At 75.2% G+C, this 19,409-nt stretch carries 2 protein-coding genes; both read right to left on the reverse strand.

Annotated elements, in window-relative coordinates; genetic code table 11:
- Positions 1 to 8,243 (reverse strand): type I polyketide synthase (locus tag AB0D01_RS09630; protein ID WP_363054546.1); only part of this gene is annotated, 8,243 nt, incomplete at its 3' end.
- A gap of 43 nt (positions 8,244 to 8,286) precedes the next feature.
- Entirely contained in the window at positions 8,287 to 19,389 is an 11,103-nt protein-coding gene (locus AB0D01_RS09635) for a type I polyketide synthase (RefSeq protein ID WP_363054547.1), read from the reverse strand.
- Between the last annotated feature and the right edge of the window lie 20 nt (positions 19,390 to 19,409).

The raw sequence follows: 19,409 nt of genomic DNA on the forward strand, positions 1-19,409 counted from the left end.
TGCCAGTCGACGGCCGTGCCGTGGACGTGGAGCCGGGCCAGAGCCGTCGTGACGGCCTCCTCCTCGCCCCGGTCCGTACGCAGGACCGGAACCACGACCTCGTCGCCGCCCAGGCTCTCCTGGGCCAAGGCGCCCAGCACACCCCCCGGGCCGACCTCCAGGAACGTGTCCACGCCTTCGTCGGCGAGGGTCCGTACCGCGTCGGCGAAACGAACGGCCTCCCGAACGTGGCGCACCCAGTACTCGACGGAGCGGAACTCTTCCTCCGACACCGGGCACCCCGTGAGCGTGGAGACGATCGGCAGCGTCGGCGTACCGAACGTCACCCCTGCCACGATCTGTCGGAACGCGTCGAGCATGGGTTCCATCAGCGGGGAGTGGAAGGCGTGGGAGACCGTCAGCGGCTTCGTCTTGCGGCCCTCGGCGGACAGCTTCCCGACCACGACCGCGACCGCGTCCGCCTCGCCCGATACCACCACCGACGTCGGCCCGTTGACGGCGGCGATGCCCGCCCGGTCCTCGACACCGGCCAGCAGCGCCCGAACCTCCGCCTCCGAGGCCTGGACGGCGACCATCACGCCGCCTTCCGGCAACTCCTGCATCAGGCGACCCCGCCCGGCCACCAACGCCGCCGCGTCCTCCAGCGACAACACCCCCGCCACATGCGCGACAGCGAACTCCCCCACCGAATGCCCCGCCAGGAAGTCCGGCCGCACCCCCCACGACTCCACCAGGCGGAACAACGCCACCTCGACCGCGAACAACGCCGGCTGCGCGAACTCCGTCCGCTCCAACAGCCCGGCGTCGGCGCCGAACACCACCTCACGCAGGGGCCGATCGAGGTGCCGGTCCAGCTCTGCGCAGGCCTCGTCGAAGGCCCGGGCGAAGGCCGGTCGGGCCGCGTACAGCTCGCGCCCCATGCCGAGCCGCTGGCTGCCCTGCCCGGAGAAGAGGAACGCGGTGCGGCGCCCGCCGGCGGGTGCCGTGCCCGTCGCCGTCCGCGGGCCCGGGGTCTCGCCGTGTGCGAACTCGGCCAGTGCCCGCAGCAGGTCGTCGCCGTCGGTGCCGGTGATCGCGGCGCGGTACGGGAAGGAGGTGCGGGTGGTGGCCAGGGAGAACGCGATGTCCGTCGCGTCGAAGGGCCGGTCGGTCCCGGCCTGGGACCGGGTGTGGGTGAGGAGCCGTTCCGCTTGGGCGCGCAGTCCTTCCTCGTCCTTCGCGGAGAGCAGCCAGGTGACGGGTGCCCGTTCGGTCGTCGTTTCGGCCGGCGCTTCGGCAGCGGCGTCGCCTTCGACCTCGGCTTCGGCTTCGGCTTCGGCCGGTGCCTGTTCGACGATGACGTGCGCGTTGGTGCCGCTGACTCCGAACGAGGACACGCCCGCCCGACGGGGGCGGTTCGGTGCCGCCCACTCCCGCGGTTCGGTCAGCAGGCAGACCGCGCCCGCGGACCAGTCCACGTGCGGTGACGGCTCGTCGACGTGCAGGGTCGCGGGGAGCACCCCGTGGCGCATCGCCATGACCATCTTGATGACGCCGGCGACGCCCGCCGCCGCCTGGGTGTGCCCGATGTTGGATTTGACGGTGCCCAGCCACAGGGGCCGGTCGGCGGGCCGGTCCTGCCCGTAGGTGGCGAGCAGGGCCTGCGCCTCGATCGGGTCGCCGAGCGTGGTGCCCGTGCCGTGCGCCTCGACGGCGTCGACCTCGCCGGCCGTGAGACCCGCGTCGGCCAGGGCCTGGCGGACCACGCGCTGTTGCGCGGGCCCGTTGGGGGCGGTGAGTCCGTTCGAGGCGCCGTCCTGGTTGATGGCGGAGCCGCGTACGACGGCCAGCACCCGGTGCCCGTTGCGGCGGGCGTCGGAGAGGCGTTCCACCAGCAGCATGCCGGCGCCCTCGGCGAGGCCGGTGCCGTCGGCGGAGGCGGCGAAGGCGCGGCAGCGGGCGTCGGGGGACAGCCCGCGCTGCCGGCTGAAGCCGATCAACGCGCCGGGGGTGGACATGACGGTGACGCCGCCGGCGAGGGCGAGGTCGCATTCGCCCCGGCGCAGGGACTGCGCGGCCAGGTGGAGTGCGACGAGGGAGGAGGAGCAGGCCGTGTCGACGGTGACGGCCGGTCCTTCCAGGCCGAAGGTGTAGGCGACGCGGCCCGAGACGACCGAGGCGGAGTTGGCGGTGAGGAGGTGCCCTTCCGTGTCCCGCGTCTCGTGGCGTGACAGGCCGACGGCGTAGTCCTGGCCGTTGGTGCCGGCGAACACTCCGGTGCGGCTGCCGCGCAGCAGGGCCGGGTCGATGCCGGCGCGCTCGAAGGCCTCCCAGGAGGTTTCCAGGAGCAGTCGCTGCTGGGGGTCCATGGCGAGGGCCTCGCGCGGCGAGATCCCGAAGAACTCGGGGTCGAAGTCTCCGGCGTCGTGCAGGAAGCCGCCTTCCCTGACGTAGCTGGTGCCCGGGTGGTCGGGGTCCGGGTGGTAGAGGGCGTCGAGGTCCCAGCCGCGGTTTTCGGGCAGGGCGGTGACGGCGTCGGTGCCGTCCCTGAGGAGGTCCCACAGGTCTTCGGGACTGCGGACCTCGCCGGGCAGTCGGCAGGTCATGGCGACGATGGCGATGGGCTCGTCGTCGCCGGTGACGACGGCTGCGGTGGCGGCGGTGCGGCCTGGGGCGGCGGGGGACGGTTCGGTGCCGGTGCCGGGTATCCGTTCGAGGAGGTGGTCGGTGAGGGCGGCGGGGGTGGGGTGGTCGAAGACGGTGGTCGCGGGCAGGCGTACGCCGGTGGCGGTGGCGAGGCGGTTGCGGAGTTCCATCGCGGCCAGGGAGTCGAAGCCCAGGGAGCGGAAGGCCCGCCCGGGGTCGACGGCCTCGGGGGTGGAGTGGCCGAGTACGGCGGCGACCTGGCCGCGTACGAGCGCGAGCAGGGCGTCGGCGCGGCGGGTGGGCGGGAGGGCGACCAGACGGGCGAGCTCGGCGGGGAGGGCTGCGGGGCCGGTGCCGGACCGGGCGGAGCGTCGGGAGGGGGTGCGGACCAGGCCGCGCAGGAGGGGCGCCGCGGGGGTGGTGGCCGCCTGGGCGCGCAGGGCGGCGAGGTCGAGGCGTACGGGGGCCAGGGTCGCGTCGTCCAGGGTGCGGGCGGTGTCGAGGAGGCGCAGTCCGTCCTCCGCGTCGAGCGGGAGGAGGCCGGCGCGGGCCATGCGGCGCAGGTCTCCGTCCTCCAGGCGGGTCTGGTCGCCGCGTTCGTCCCAGACGCCCCAGGCGAGCGCGGACGCCGGCAGGCCCTGGGAGCGGCGCAGGTGGGCGAGGGAGTCGAGGAAGGCGTTGCCGGCCGCGTAGGCGCCCTGTCCGGCGCCGCCGAGCGTGCCGGCGAGGGAGGAGAAGAGGACGAAGGCGGAGAGGTCGAGGTGTCGGGTCAGTTCGTGGAGGTGGAGTGCGGCGTCGACCTTGGGGCGCAGGACCCGGTCGAGGTCGTCCGGGGTGAGGTGGTCGACGAGTCCGCCGGCGACCACGGCCGCGGCGTGGACGACGGCGGTCAGGGGCCGGTCGTCGGGGAGGCCGGCGAGGAGGGCGGCCAAGGCGTCGCGGTCGGCGGTGTCGCAGGCGGCGAGGGTGACGGTGGCGCCGAGTGCGGCGAGTTCGTCGCGGAGTTCGCTCGCGCCCTCGGCGTCGGGGCCGCGGCGGCTGGTGAGGAGGACGTGGCGGACGCCGTGGGTGGTGATGAAGTGGGCGGCGACGAGCCTGCCGAGGGCGCCGGTGCCGCCGGTGACGAGTACGGTGCCCCGCGGGTCGATCGCGGGTGTGGCGGTGGACGTGGTGCCGTCGGGCGGGGCTGCGGCGGGGTGCGGTGCGACGGGGTGCGGTGCGACGGGGACGCGGGCGAGGCGCGGTACCGACACGCGGCCCGCGCGCAGGGCCAGTTGGGGTTCGCCGGAGGCGACGGCCGCGGCGAGGCGGCCCAGTGATTCGGGGCGGCCGTCGGTGTCGGCGAGGACCATCCGGCCCGGATGTTCGGCCTGGGCGGAGCGGATCAGGCCCCACACGGGGGCGTGCTCGGGCCGGGTGGGCCGTACCCGCGCCCCTTCCTCGTCCTCGGCGGGGACCGCGACGGCGTCCCGGGTGAGGACGACGAGTCGGGAGGCGGCGAGGCGTTCCTCGGCCGGCCAGGCCTGGACGAGGGCCAGCACGTCGCGCGTGAGCGCCCGCACGGCGTCGGCGTCGGGTTCCGCCCCGGCGGCGGACGCGGGGAGGACGGCGGCCACCACGTCGGGGACGGGCGCGCCGGCGGCGAGGGCTCCGGCCAGGGCGGCCAGGTCGGGGTGCGTGTCGGGGTGGAGGCCGGCGGCGCGCAAGGCGGCGGCGGTCTCCCGCGTGTCGTGCGGGTCGGTTCCGGGGGTGGCGCCGATGACGGCCCAGTGCCCGGCGCCGGCGGGTGTGGTGTCCGCGAGCGGGAGCGCCGGCCAGTCCACGCGGTAGAGGTGTTCGTGGTGGTCGGTGAGCGCGGCCCGCAAGTGTTCCTCGCGGACCTCGCGGAAGGTGAGCGTGCCGATCGTCGCCACGGGCCGCCCGCTGTCGTCCCAGGCGGTGACGGCGACGGCCTCGGTGCCGGCGGGGGTCAGGCGGACCCGCAGCCGGGTGGCTCCGGTGGCGTGCAGGCGTACGTCCTCCCAGGCGAAGGCCATCCGGCCGGTGCCCATGTCGCCGAGCGGGCCGAACCCGACGCCGTGCAGGGCCGCGTCGAGGAGGGCGGGGTGGAGGCCGTACCGGCCGGTTTCGGGGTGCTCGGCGCTCTCGTCGGGGAGGGCCACCTCGGCGAACACCTCGTCCCCCAGGCGCCAGGCGGCGCGCAGGCCCTGGAAGAGGGGGCCGTAGGAGAAGGAGCGCGCGGCGAGCCCGGCGTAGAAGCCGTCGAGGTCGACGGGGCTCGCTCCGGCGGGCGGCCAGGGGGTGGGGGCGGGCTCCGCCGTATCGGGCCGGGGTGCGGGGGTGGACGTCAGGACGCCGGTGGCGTGGCAGGTCCAGTCGTCCTCGGGGGCCGCGGTGTCGGGCCGGGAGTGGATGGAGAGCGTCCGGTCGCCGGCCGCGTCGGCCGGGCCGACCGCGACCTGGACGACGGCGCCGCCGTGTTCGGGCAGCACCAGCGGTGCCTGGAGGGTGAGTTCGGCCAGCTCCTCGCAGCCGACGTGGTCGCCTGCGCGGACCGCGAGTTCCACGAACGCCGTTCCCGGCAGGAGGGCCGCGCCCAGCACGACGTGGTCGGCGAGCCAGGGGTGGGTGGGGTGGGCGAGCCGTCCGGTCAGCAGCAGCCCGTCGGAGTCCGCGAGGGAGACGACGGCCCCCAGCAGGGGGTGGTCCGAGGAGGCGAGTCCGAGGCCGGCGGCGTCGGCGGCGGTGTGCGGGGCGTCGAGCCAGTAGCGCTCGTGCCGGAAGGCGTAGGTGGGCAGGGGGATCCGGCGGGCGCCCGTGTCGGCGAAGACGGCCGTCCAGTCGAGGGTGACGCCGTGCGCGTGGGCCTCGGCGGCCGAGCGCAGGAACCGGCCGACGTCCCCTTCGTCGCGGCGCAGCGTCCCCAGGGTGACGGCGTCGGCGCCGAGGTCGTCCAGGGTCTCCTGGATGCCGATCGTGAGGACCGGGTGCGCGCTGACCTCGACGAGGGCGTCGTGGCCGTCCCGGACGAGGGCGCGGGTGACGTCCTCGAAGCGTACGGTCCGGCGCAGGCTGCGGTACCAGTACTCGGCGTCGAGCCCGTCGGTGTCGATGACGGTCCCGGTGACGGTGGAGTAGAACGGTACGTCGCACACCCGGGGGGTGATGTCGGCGAGGGCGTCGAGGACCCGGTCGCGGACGGCTTCGACGTGCGCGGAGTGGGAGGCGTAGTCCACGGCGATCAGTCGGGCCCGGACGTCGTCGGCGTGGAGGGCGTCGCGCAGTTCGGTGAGTGCCTCGGAGTCGCCGGAGACGACGAGGGAGGTCGGACTGTTCACGGCGGCGACCGACAGCCGGTCGCCCCAGGGTGCCATGAGGGGGGTCAGTCGTTGCGGCGGGAGCGCGACCGACAGCATGCCGCCGCGCCCGGACAGCGCGGTCAGGGCCTGGCTGCGCAGGGCCACGACCTTCGCGGCGTCCTCCAGGCTGAGGGCTCCGACGACGCAGGCGGCGGCGATCTCGCCCTGGCTGTGGCCGGCGACCGCCGCGGGGTGCACGCCGTAGGAGCGCCACAGCTCGGCGAGCGAGACCATGACGGCGAACAGGACGGGTTGGACGACGTCGACCCGGTCGAAGCCGGGGGCGTCGGGCGCGCCGCGCAGGACGTCCGTCAGGGACCAGTCGACGTGGGGGGCGAGGGCGTTCTCGCACTGGCGGATGCGTTCGCGGAAGACGGGTGCGGTGTCGAGGAGTTCGACGGCCATGCCCGCCCACTGGGAGCCCTGGCCGGGGAAGACGAACGCGACCTGGCGGGGGTCCGCGGCGGTGCCGCGGACCAGGGCGGTGCCGGCCGTGTCGGGGGCGTCGGCGGCGAGCGCCGCCAGGGCCCGGTCCAGGCCGTCGCGGTCCGCCGCGAGCAGCACGGCCCGGTGGGGGAAGGCGGTACGGGTCGTGGCGAGGGAGTGGGCGATGTCGACGGCGTCGGGGCCGGTGTCGGTGCCGCTTCCGGTGTCGGTGTCGTCGGTGGGCGGTGTGGCGAGGTGGGAGCGGAGCCGGGCGGCCTGCGCGGTGAGGGCGGCGGGGGTCTTGCCCGACACGACCCACGGGATGAGGGGCAGGGCGGGGGCGGCCCGCCCGACGGAGGCGGCTTCGACGGGGGCGGCCTCGACCGGGGTGTCCGTGTCCGTGGTGGGGGTGTCCTCCGCGGCCTGGGGCCCTCCGGAAGCGGCGGCGAGGTGTTGTTCGATGACGACGTGCGCGTTGGTACCGCTGACGCCGAAGGCGGAGACACCGGCGCGCCGGGGCCGGCCGGTCTCGGGCCACGCCGTGTTCTCCGTGACCAGGCGGACGGTGCCGTCCGACCAGTCGACGTGCGGGGTCGCCTCGTCGGCGTGCAGGGTCCGGGGCAGGACCCCGTGGCGCAAGGCCTGCACCGCCTTGATGACGCCCGCGACACCGGCCGCGGCCTGGGTGTGGCCGAGGTTGGACTTGACGGAGCCGAGCCACAACGGTCGCGCCGCGGGCCGCTCCCGGCCGTAGGAGGCGATCAGCGCCTGCGCCTCGATCGGGTCGCCGAGCGTGGTGCCGGTCCCGTGGGCCTCGACGAGGTCCACGTCGGAGGGGGACAGCAGGCCGTTGGCCAGGGCCTGGTGGATGACGCGCTGCTGGGCGGGGCCGTTGGGGGCGGTCAGCCCGTTGCTGGCCCCGTCCTGGTTGACGGCGGAGCCGCGTACGACGGCCAGCACCGGGTGCCCGAGCCTGAGGGCGTCGGAGAGCCGTTCGACGAGGAGCATGCCGACGCCCTCGGACCAGCCGGTGCCGTCCGCCGAGGCGGAGAACGCCCGGCAGCGGCCGTCGGGGGACAGCCCGCGCTGCCGGCTGAACTCGACGAACGTCGTCGGCGCCGCCATCACGGTGACCCCGCCGGCCAGGGCGAGGTCGCACTCGCCCTGGCGCAGGGCCTGTACGGCGAGGTGGAGTGCCACCAGGGAGGAGGAGCAGGCGGTGTCGACGGTGACGGCCGGGCCCTCCAGGCCCAGGGTGTAGGCGATGCGGCCGGAGACGACGCTGCCGGTGTTGCCCGTGCTCACGTACCCCTCGACGCCCTCGGGCATCGAGGGGAGCCGGGAGACGTAGTCGTGGTACATGACTCCGGCGAACACCCCGGTGCGGGTGCCGCGCAGGGACGTCGGGTCCATCTCGGCCCGTTCGACGGCCTCCCAGGAGGCTTCGAGGACGAGCCGTTGCTGGGGGTCCATGGCGAGGGCCTCGCGGGGGCCGATCCCGAAGAACGCGGGGTCGAACGCGGCGGCGTCGTGGAGGAATCCACCTTCCCGCGCGTAGGTCGTGCCGGGGTGCGCGGGATCGGGGTCGTAGAGCGCGTCGAGGTCCCAGCCGCGGTCGGTGGGGAACCCGGAGATGGCGTCGGTGCCCGAGGCCACGAGGTCCCACAGCCCTTCGGGGGTGGTGACGCCGCCGGGGAAGCGGCAGCTCATGCCCACGATCGCGATCGGTTCGTGGTTCTTGCCCTCGGCCTCGCGCAGCCGCCGGCGCGCGTGCCGCAGATCGACGGTGGCACGCTTGAGGTAGTCGCGGAGTTTGGTCACGTCTGTCGTCATCTGGATTCTGTTCCTCAACGCGAAGGGATGTCGTGCCGGTCGATCAGTCGGTGCCGAGTTCGCCGTCGAGCAGGTCGAACAGCTCCTCGTCGGAGGCCTCTTCGACCTCGATCGCGGTGGTGTCGCCGCCCGGCCCGCCGGTCCCGGGGCCGTCCTCCCGCCACTTCGCGAGCAGGACCTCCAGCCGCAGCGCGGCCGTGGCGCGCGCGGCCCGGTCGTACGGGGGCCGGGCGAACGCGGCTTCCAGGCGGTCGATCTCGGCGAGCGGCGAGCGGGCCGTCGGGCCGCCGTCGCCGGTGGGCAGGGCGGTGGCGAGGTGCTCGGCGAGGGCCGCCGGGGTGGGGTGGTCGAACAGGAGGCTCGCCGGGAGGCGCAGTCCGGTGGCCGCGCCGAGGTGGTTGCGCAGTTCCACGGCGGTGAGGGAGTCGAAGCCGAGGTCGCGGAACGCCTGCGCGGCGCCGACCGCTTCGACGGAGGCGTGGCCCAGCACGGCGGCGACCCGGGCCCGGACGAGGCCGAGGAGGATCCGGCGGCGCTTCTCCTCCGAAGCCCCCGCCAGCTGTCCGGCCAGTACGGAGGCCCCGGCCCCGGGGGTCTGCTCGGGGTGGGCGGGCGCACGGACGAGGCCGCGCAGCAGGGCGGGGGGCGGCAGGGTCGCGGCGCGGCGGCGCAGGGCGGGCAGGTTCAGCCGTACGGGCAGGAGCACGGCGTCGGCCGCACCGGCCGCACCGGCCGCACCGGCCGCACCGGCCGCGGTTTCCGCCTCCGACGCCTGCTCCGACGCCTGCTCCGGCTCGGTGGTGGCGAACGCCGCGCCGGCCCGCGCGGTCGCGGCGTCGAAGAGGGCGAGGCCCTCCGCCGGGGACAGCGGTGTCACGCCCGCCCGGGAGATCCGGGCGAGGGCGCCCGCGCCGGCCTCGCCGAGCATCCCGTGCCCGCCCTCCGCGTCCGCCCAGGGCCCCCAGGCCAACGACACGGCGGGCAGTCCGGCCGCCCGACGGGACTGCGCGAGGGCGTCCAGGCAGGCGTTGGCCGCCGCGTAGCCGGCCTGGCCCGCGTTGCCGAACGTACCGGCGAGCGAGGAGAACAGGACGAACGCCGCCAGGTCGAGGTCCCGGGTCAGTTCGTGCAGGTGGAACGCCGCGTCCACCTTGGGTCGCAGTACGCGGTCCAGCCGGTCGGCGGTCAGCGATCCGACGAGGCCGTCGTCGAGGACACCGGCGGCGTGCACCACACCGGTCAGCGGGTGCGCGGCGGGGATCGCGTCGAGTACGGCCGCCAGGGCGGCGCGGTCGGCCACGTCGCAGGCCGGCGTGGAGACCTGGGCGCCCAGCGCCGTCAGTTCGGCCACGAGGTCGGCCACGCCCTCGGCCGCGGCTCCCCGACGGCCGGCCAGCACGAGGTGCCGTACGCCGTGCGCGGAGACCAGGTGCCGGGCCACGAGCCGCCCCAGAGCGCCCGTCCCGCCCGTCACCAGGACCGTGCCCGCCGGGTCCGGTACCGGGACCGGGCCGGCGGGGGCCGGTGTGCCGGTCGTCGCGGTGTCGGCGGCCCGGTCCAGCCGCGGGACGAACGTCCGCCCGCCCCGGAGAGCGCACTGCGGTTCGCCGGTGGCGAGGGCCGCCTCCAGCCCGGCCGGAAGCAGCGCCTCCCCGTCCGCGTACTCGTACTCGTCCACGTCGACGAGGACGAGGCGGTCGGGGTGCTCGGCCTGGACCGCCCTGACCAGGCCCCAGACGGCGGCCCGGGCCGGATCCGGCCGGGTCGCGTCACCCGCGCCGACCCGGACGGCGTCGCGGGTCACCAGGACGAGCCGTCGCCCGTCCTCCTCCCCGGCCGGGAGCGCCGCCAGCCACTCCTGTACGAGTTCCAGGGCGCGGCCGGTCGCGGACCGTACCGCTTCGGCGGCGTTCGCGGACCGGTCGGCACCGGCCTCGTCCAGGATCACGATCCGGTCGGCGCCCGACGGCCGGGGCGTGGTGGTCGGGAGCGCCGGCAGCTCGGTCCAGACGACGCGGAAGAGCGCGTCCTGGAACCTCCCGGCCCGGGCCGCCGCGAGCTGCCGGGCGGAGACCGGCCGCAGGACGAGCGCGTCGACGGACGCGATGGTCCTGCCGGTGGCATCGGCGGCCATCAGGGACACGGCGTCGGGTCCGGCGGGCGTCAACCGGACCCGCAGGGCCGCCGGCCCTCCGTCGGCGGTCCCTGAAGCGGGGTACGCCCTCACCCCGCTCCACGAGAACGGCACCCGCGGCTGATCCGGTCCGGCCCCGGTGCCGGTGCCGGTGCCGGTGCCGCCCAGCAGGTCGGCGTCGAGGGCGACGGCGTGCAGCGCCGCGTCCAGCAGCGCGGGATGCAGACCGAACCCGGCGACGTCGGTCCCGTCGGGGAGTTCCACCTCGACGAACAGGGAGTCGCCGCGGGTCCACGCGGCGCGGACGCCGCGGAAGAGCGGACCGTATTCGAGCCCCAGGCCGGCCATCCGTTCGTAGAGGGAGGCCGGAGACCCGCCCTCGACGGCGACCGCCTGCGCCGGTGGCCACGCGAGGAGTCCGGGAGCGTCACCGTCGTCAGCCGCCGGGGCCTGGGTGGAGGGAGCCACCGACAGGGTTCCGACGGCGTGGCTCGCCCACGGCGCGTCGGACGGTCCGTCGAGGGGACGGGAGTGGATCTCCAGGTGTCGGCGACCGTCACCGTCGGGCGCCGCCACCCGCACCTGCACCCGCACGGCGCCGTCCTCGGGGACGACGAGCGGGGCCCCGAGGGTCAGTTCGTCCAGCCGGTCGCATCCCACGGCCTCGTCGCGGGCGGCGTACAGGGCCAGGTCCAGGAGGGCCGTACCGGGGAGCAGTACGGTGCCCAGCACCACGTGGTCGGCGAGCCAGGGGTGCGTGGCGAGCGACAGCCGCCCGGTGAGTACGAGCCCTTCGCCGTCGGCGAGCGGGACGGAGGCACCGAGCAGGGGGTGCCGTACGGCGGCCAGTCCGGCGGCCGTGACGTCACCCGTGGCGGGGGCCGCCGAGAGCCAGTAGCGGGTGCGTTGGAAGGCGTAGGTGGGCAGGTCCACGCGCTCGGCACCGCGCCCGGCGAAGACGGCCTCCCAGTCGACGGGGGTGCCGTGGACGTGGAGGTGGGCGAGCGCGGCGCTGACCGCGGCCCCCTCGGGCCGGTCCGTCCGCAGCAAGGGGACGGTGAGCGCCTGCCCGTCCAGCGCCTCCTGGGTCATGGCGGTCAGCGCGCCGCCCGGGCCGATCTCCAGGTACGCGCCCACGCCCCGTGCGGCCAGGGAGCGGACCGCGTCGGCGAAGCGGACGGTCTCGCGAACGTGCCGCACCCAGTAGTCGGGGGTACGGAAATCCTCCGCCGACAGGGGCTCCCCCGTGAGCGTGGAGACGATCGGCAGCGTCGGCGTACCGAAGGTCATGCCTGCCGCGATCTGCCGGAACTGCTCCGACATCGGTTCCATGAGCGGGGAGTGGAAGGCGTGCGAGACCGACAGCGCCTTCGTCTTGCGGCCCTCGGCCGCCAGCCGGTCGACGACGGCCGCGACCGCGTCCGCCTCGCCCGAAACCACCACCGACGTCGGCCCGTTGACGGCGGCGATACCGGCCCGGTCCTCGAAACCGGCCAGGAGGTCGCGTACGTCCGCCTCGGAGGCCTGGACGGCGACCATCACACCGCCTTCCGGCAACTCCTGCATCAGGCGACCCCGCGCGGCCACCAACGCCGCCGCGTCCTCCAGCGACAACACCCCCGCCACATGCGCGACAGCGAACTCACCCACCGAATGCCCCGCCAGGAAGTCCGGCCGCACACCCCACGACTCGACGAGCCGGTACAACGCCACCTCGACGGCGAAGAGGGCCGGCTGCGCGAAAGCCGTGCGGTTCAGCAGCTCCGCGTCCTCACCGAACACCACCTCCTTCAACGGCCGATCGAGCTGCCCGTCCAACACGGCGCACACCTCGTCGAAGGCATCCGCGAACACCGGGAAGGTCGCGTACAGCTCCCGCCCCATCCCGAGCCGCTGGCTCCCTTGCCCCGAGAAGAGGAACGCGCGCTTGACGGCCGGCGCGGCGGCCACCGCCCCGACCACGGCCGGTGACGGTTCGCCGTTCGCCAGGGCCGCCAGGCCCTCCAGGGCTCTGGCCGGGTCGGGGGCGATCACGGCCGCGCGGTGCTCCAGGGTCGTGCGGCTCGTGGCCAGCGAGTAGGCGATGTCGGTCGCCGCACGACCTCCGTCGTGCCCTTCCACGCGTGCGCGGGCGTGGGGCAGCAGGGTGCGCGCCTGTGCGCGCAGCGCGTCGGGGCTCTTGGCGGAGAGCACCCAGGGAGCCGGCAGAGGGGGTGTGAGGGAGGGGCGCGTCCCGCTGTCGGGCCCGTCCGTGCCCGGTGCCTGTTCCAGGACGACGTGGGCGTTGGTTCCGCTGAAGCCGAACGAGGAGACCGCCGCGCGACGTGCTCCGCTCCCGTCCGGCCAGTCGACCGGCTCGGTGAGGATGCGTACGGCGCCGGAGGACCAGTCGACGTGCGGGGTCGGCTCCTCGGCGTGCAAGGTCCGGGGCAACACCCCGTGACGCATCGCCTCCACCATCTTGATGATCCCGCCCACGCCGGCAGCCGCCTGCGTGTGCCCGATGTTCGACTTCAACGACCCCAACCACAGGGGCCGATCCACCGAACGACCCTGCCCATAGGTGGCCAGTAGTGCCTGTGCCTCGATCGGATCACCGAGCCGCGTCCCCGTCCCGTGCGCCTCCACCGCGTCGACGTCCGCCGGCGACAGACCGGCCTGCGCGAGCGCCTGACGGATCACGCGCTCCTGCGCCGGACCGTTCGGTGCCGTCAGACCGTTCGACGCACCGTCCTGGTTCACCGCCGATCCCCGTACGACGGCCAGCACCGGGTGGCCGAGACGCCGGGCGTCCGACAACCGCTCCACCAGCAACATCCCCACGCCCTCGCTCCACCCCGTGCCGTCGGCACCCGCGGAGAAGGGCTTGCAGCGGCCGTCCGCCGCCAGGCCGCGCTGCCGGCTGAACTCCACGAAGGCGCCGGGGCCGGCCATCACCGTCACGCCGCCGGCGAGAGCCATCGAGCATTCGCCCCGGCGCAGGGCCTGGACCGCCAGGTGCAGGGCCACGAGCGAGGAGGAACAGGCCGTGTCGACCGTGACGGCGGGGCCTTCCAGGCCGAAGGTGTAGGAGAGCCGGCCGGAGATGACGCTGCCCGAGTTGCCCGTGCCGAGGAACCCTTCGACCCCTTCGGGGACGGTGCGCAGCGAGGAGGCGTAGTCGTGGTACATGACGCCCGTGAACACGCCGGTGTCGCTCCCGCGCAGCGCGGCCGGGTCGATGCCGGCCCGTTCGAAGGCCTCCCAGGAGGTTTCCAGGAGCAGGCGCTGCTGCGGGTCCATGGCGAGGGCCTCGCGCGGCGAGATGCCGAAGAACGCCGCGTCGAACTCGGCCGCGTCGTAGAGGAATCCGCCCTTGAGGGTGGCGCTGGATCCGGTGCCGGTCGCGGAGAGGAGGCCGAGGTCCCAGCCGCGGTCGTCGGGGAAGTCGGAGATGGCGTCGTCCCCCGCCGCGAGCAGCTTCCAGAGGTCTTCGGGCGAGCGCACGGCGCCCGGGTAGCGGCAGCTCATGGCGACGATCGCGACGGGTTCCTCGGTCGCGGCGGCGCGCCCGTCGGGGGTGGCGGTCGTGGGGGCGGCGCCGGTCGGGCGGGCCCCGGCCAGGCGGTGGAGCAGGTGGTGGGCGAGCGCGTCGGGGGTGGGGTGGTCGAAGACCAGCCCGGCGGGCAGGCGCAGGCCGGTCGTGGAGGCGAGGCGGTTGCGGAGTTCGACGGCGGTGAGGGAGTCGAAGCCGAGTTCGCGGAACGCCTGGTCCGCCCGGACGGATTCGGGGCGGTCGTGGCCCAGTACGGCGGCCGCGTGCGTGCGGACGAGCTCGCCGAGGAGGTCGGCCCGTGCCGGCTCGGGCAGGCCCCGTAACCGTTCGGTCAGGGCGGACAGGGCGCTGTCGGGGGCCGGTGGCGCGCCCGCTTCGGCGCGGCGGCGTACGGGTGCGGGGACCAGGTCGCGCAGCAGTGCCGGCAGGGTGCCGGCGCGGGCCTGCGCGCGCAGGGCGGGCAGGTCCCAGTGGGCGGGTACGAGTACGGGTTCGGTGGACTTCAGGGCGCGGTCGAGGAGTTCGAGGCCCTCCCGCGTCTCCAGCGCGAGGAGTCCGGAGCGGCCGATGCGCCGGCGGTCGGCTTCGGCCAGGGTGGCGGTCAGGTCGCTGGTACGGGCCCACAGGCCCCAGGCCAGGGAGGTACCGGGCAGGCCCGCGGCGTGGCGGGCGTGGGCCAGTGCGTCCAGGGCGGCGTTGGCGGCGGCGTAGTTGCCCTGGCCGGCGTTGCCGAAGACACCGGCGGCCGACGAGAACAGCACGAAGGCCGACAGGTCCGTGTGCCGGGTCAGTTCGTGGAGGTGCAGGGCCCCTTCCACCTTGGGGGCGAACACCCGCCGTACGCTCTCCGGGGTGAGGGCCGACACCACGCCGTCGTCGGTCACGCCCGCCGCGTGCACCACGCCCGTCAGGGGGTGTTCGGCCGGGATCGCGTCCAGCAGGCGGGCGAGCGCCTCCCGGTCGGCGACGTCGCAGGCCGCGGTGTCCACGACGGCGCCCCGTGCGGCCAGTTCGGCCGCGAACTCCTCGGCTCCGTCGGCGGTGGGGCCCCGGCGGCTCGCCAGGAGGAGGTGGCGGACGCCGTGGGCGGTGACGAGGTGCCGTGCGACCTCCCGCCCGAGGGTGCCGGACGCGCCGGTCACCAGGACCGTCCCGTGCGCGGGGAAAACCCGCTCGGGGGCGTCGGGGTCGGCCTCGGCGCGCTCGTCGGCGCGTACCAGGCGCGGTACGAGGAGGGCTCCCCCGCGGATCGCCAGCTGCGGCTCGTCGGTGGCGGCGGCGGCCGGGAGTGCCGTCGGGTCGTCGTCCTCGGCGTCGACGAGGACGAAGCGGCCGGGGTTCTCGGCCTGGGCCGACCGCACCAGCCCCCATACGGCGGCCTGCGCGGGGTCCGGGGCGGTCGCCGGGTCGGTGGTCGCCGGGTCGACGGAGACGGCGCCACGGGTCACGATCAGTAGCCGCGAGGCGGCGCGGCGCGGGTCCGCGAGCCACTCCCGCACCAGGGACAGGGCTGCCTGGGCGGCCGTACCGGGCCGGGTCGCGGCGTCGTCGTCCGCATCGGCGTCCGCGTCCGCGGTGTTGTCCGGGGTGCGCAGCGTCACGGCCACCACGTCGGGGACGGGGTCGCCGTCGGGGCCGAGCGCGTGAAGGGTGTCGAGGGAGTCGAGCGGGACGATGCGTACGGCCGGGGAGCCGGCGGCCTCGGCGTCCGGGACGGTGTCCGGCGCGGTCCACTCCAGGCGGAACAGCCCGCCGCCGTTGCCGTCGGCCGCGGCGGCGAGCTGCCGCGCCGTCACGGGGCGCAGGAGCAGGGACTCGACGGTCAGGACCGGCCGGCCGGTGCCATCGCCGAGGTACAGGGAGACGGCGCCGTCGCCGGCCGGGGTGATCCGCAGGCGCAGTGCGGTGGCTCCGGTCGCGTGAAGGGTGACGCCGTGCCACGCGAAGGGGATCCGGGGGCCGTCGCCCGCCACGGGCCCGCCGGTCAGGCCCACGGCGTGGAGGGCGGCGTCGAACAGGGCGGGGTGCAGCCCGAAGCCGGTGGCCTCGGTTCCCTCGGGCAGAGCGATCTCGGCGAAGACCTCTTCGCCGCGCAGCCACCCGGACCGGACGCCGCGGAACAGCGGCCCGTATTCCAGGCCGAGGCCGGCCATGCGGTCGTAGAGGGAGTCGGTGTCGATCGGTGCGGCCCCGGTCGGCGGCCACGCGGTGCTCGCGCGGGCCGGTACCGCCTCCGGGATGGTGCCGGACGACAGGAGTCCGGTCGCGTGGCAGGTCCAGGTGTCCGCCCCGAGGGCGTCGTCCGGCCGCGAGTACAGGCGTACGGCACGCCGGCCGGCCGGGTCCGTGCCGTCCACGACGACCTGGAGCTGTACGGCGTCCCGGTCGGGGAGCACGAGCGGGGCCTCCAGGGCCAGTTCCTCGATCCGGCCGCAGCCCACCTGGTCGCCGGCCCGGATCGCCAGCTCGACCAGTGCGGTGCCGGGCAGGAGCGCGGTGCCCAGCACGTGGTGGTCGGCGAGCCAGGGGTGCGTGCCGAGGGACACCCTGCCCGTCATCAGCACGCCTCCGCCGTCGGCCGGGGTGACGACGGCGCCGAGCAGCGGGTGGTCGGCCGGCCTCAGGCCCGCGCCGGTGAGGTCCCCGGTGGCGGGCCGGGTCGCGAGCCAGTAGTTCTCGCGCTGGAACGCGTAGGTGGGCAGGTCGACGCGGCGGGCGCCGCGACCGGCGAAGACGGCCTCCCAGTCGACGGGGGTGCCGTGGGCGTGGAGGTGGGCGAGGGCGGTGGTGAGCGAGATGTCCTCGGCCCGGTCCGTGCGCAGGGCCGGAACCACGAGCCCGCCGCCGCCACCATCACCGTCACCCTCACCCTCACCGTCACCGTCGCCGTCGATCAGGCTTTGGGTCAGGGCGGTCAGGACACCGCCGGGGCCGACCTCCAGGAACGTGTCCACGCCCTGGTCGACCAGGGAGGCGACGGCGTCGGCGAAGCGGACGGCCTCGCGGGCGTGCCGCACCCAGTGGTCGGCCGCGCGCAGCTCCTCCCCGGAGACCGGCCCGCCGGTGAGGGTGGAGACGATCGGGATGACCGGTGGGCGGAAGGACACGCCGTCGACGGCGTCGCGGAACGCGTCCAGCATCGGATCCATCAGCGGGGAGTGGAAGGCGTGCGAGACCGACAGCGCCTTGCTCTTGCGGCCTTGTGCGGTGAGCCGCTCGACCATCCCGGCGACGGCGTCCGCGTCGCCCGAGACCACGACCGACGTGGGCCCGTTGACGGCGGCGATGCCCGCCCGGTCCTCGACGCCGACCAGCAGCGCCCGTGCCTCCGCCTCCGAGGCCTGGACGGCGACCATCACTCCCCCGGCCGGCAATCCCTGCATCAACCGGCCCCGCGCGGCCACCAACGCCGACGCGTCCTCCAGCGACAGCACCCCCGCCACGTGCGCCGCCGCGAACTCACCCACCGAATGCCCGGCCACCACGTCCGGCCGCACACCCCACGACTCCAACAGGCGGAACAAAGCCACCTCGACGGCGAAGAGCGCCGGCTGAGCGAACTCCGTCCGCTCCAACCGCCCGGCGTCGCCGCCGAACACCACGTCGTACAGCGGGAGTTCGAGGTGGCCGTCCAGTTCGCCGCCGATCTTGTCGAAGGCCTCGGCGAACGCCGGGAAGGCTCCGTACAGCTCCCGCCCCATCCCGAGCCGCTGACTGCCCTGCCCCGAGAACAGGAACGCCACCGTCCGACGGGGGGCGGCCACTGCGGTGGCCATGCCCGCGGCGCCGCCCGCGACGGCCTCGCCGCCGGCCAGTGCCGCGAGGGCGCGGTGCAGTTCCCACCGGTCCGACGCGACGATCGCCGCGCGGTGGTCGAGGGCGGCGCGGGTCGTCGCCGTGGAGAAGCCGAGGTCGGACAGCGGCTGTTCCGGATGGGTCTCGCTGTGGAGCAGGAGGCGGCCGGCCTGCTCGCGCAGTGCGGCTCCGTCCTTGCCGGAGAGCAGTACGGGGGTGGCGGCGGGCGAGGGAAGCTCCGCGGGTGCCCGCCCGGCGTCGGGCGGGCCGGGTTCCGCGCGCGGGGGTTCCTCCAGGAGGACGTGGGCGTTGGTTCCGCTGAATCCGAACGAGGAGACGGCCGCCCGTCGGGGCCGGTCGGACGGCGTCCACGTCACGGGCTCGGTGAGGAGGCGGACGTCTCCCGCCGACCAGTCGACGTGCGGGGTCGGCTCGTCCACGTGCAGGGTCCGAGGCAGGACACCGTGGCGCATCGCCTGCACCATCTTGATCACACCGCCCACACCCGCGGCGGCCTGCGTGTGCCCGATGTTCGACTTCAACGACCCCAACCACAGGGGCCGCTCCGCCGGACGATCCTGCCCGTACGTGGCCAACAACGCCTGCGCCTCGATCGGATCACCGAGCGTCGTGCCCGTGCCGTGCGCCTCCACCACGTCCACGTCACCACCCGACAGCCGGGCGTCCGCCAACGCCTGCCGGATCACCCGCTGCTGCGCGGGACCGTTCGGCGCCGTCAGACCGTTCGACGCACCGTCCTGGTTCACCGCCGATCCCCGTACGACCGCCAACACCTGGTGCCCGTTGCGGCGCGCGTCCGAGAGCCGCTCCACGAGCAGCACGCCTACGCCCTCGGACCAGCCCGTACCGTCCGCCGCGGCCGCGAACGGCTTGCACCGACCGTCCGCCGCCAGCCCGCGCTGCCGACTGAAGTCCACGAAGGACGTCGGGGTGAGCATGGCGGTGACACCGCCCGCGAGGGCCAGGTCGCATTCGCCCTGCCTCAGGGCCCTGACCGCAAGGTGCAGGGCGACCAACGACGAGGAGCAGGCGGTGTCCACGGTCACCGCGGGCCCTTCGAGTCCGAAGGTGTAGGAGACCCGACCGGAGACGACGCTCGCCGCGCTCCCGGTGCCGATGTAGCCGTCGACGTCCTCCACCGCGTGCTGGAGCACCGACGTGTGGTCGTGGTACATCACCCCGGTGAACACACCGGTGCGGCTGCCCTTGAGGGAGGTCGGGTCGATGCCGGCCCGTTCGAACGTCTCCCAGCAGGACTCCAGCAGGATGCGTTGCTGGGGGTCCATGGTCAGGGCCTCGCGGGGCGATATCTCGAAGAGGCCGGCGTCGAAGAGGCCGATCCCGTCGAGGAAGCCGCCTTCCCTGACGTGGCTGGTGCCGCGCCGGTCGGGGTCGGGGTCGTAGAGCCCGTCGAGGTCCCAGCCTCGGTCCGTGGGGAAGCCCGCGACGGCGTCCCCGCCGTCGGCCAGGAACTCCCAGAGACCTTCGGGGGTCGTGATGCCTCCGGGGAACCGGCAGCTCATCGCGACGATGGCGATCGGCTCGTGCTGGGCCGCGTCGACGTCCCGCAGCCGCTCGCGGGCCTCGTGGAGGTCCGCCGATACCCGCTTGAGGAAGTAGCGGAGCTTCTCCTCGTTGTTCTTCGCCTGAAGGTCAGTCACCTGGGGTCACCTTTTGCGTC

The sequence above is a fragment of the Streptomyces sp. NPDC048606 genome (genome assembly GCF_040650855.1).
Classification (GTDB): domain Bacteria; phylum Actinomycetota; class Actinomycetes; order Streptomycetales; family Streptomycetaceae; genus Streptomyces.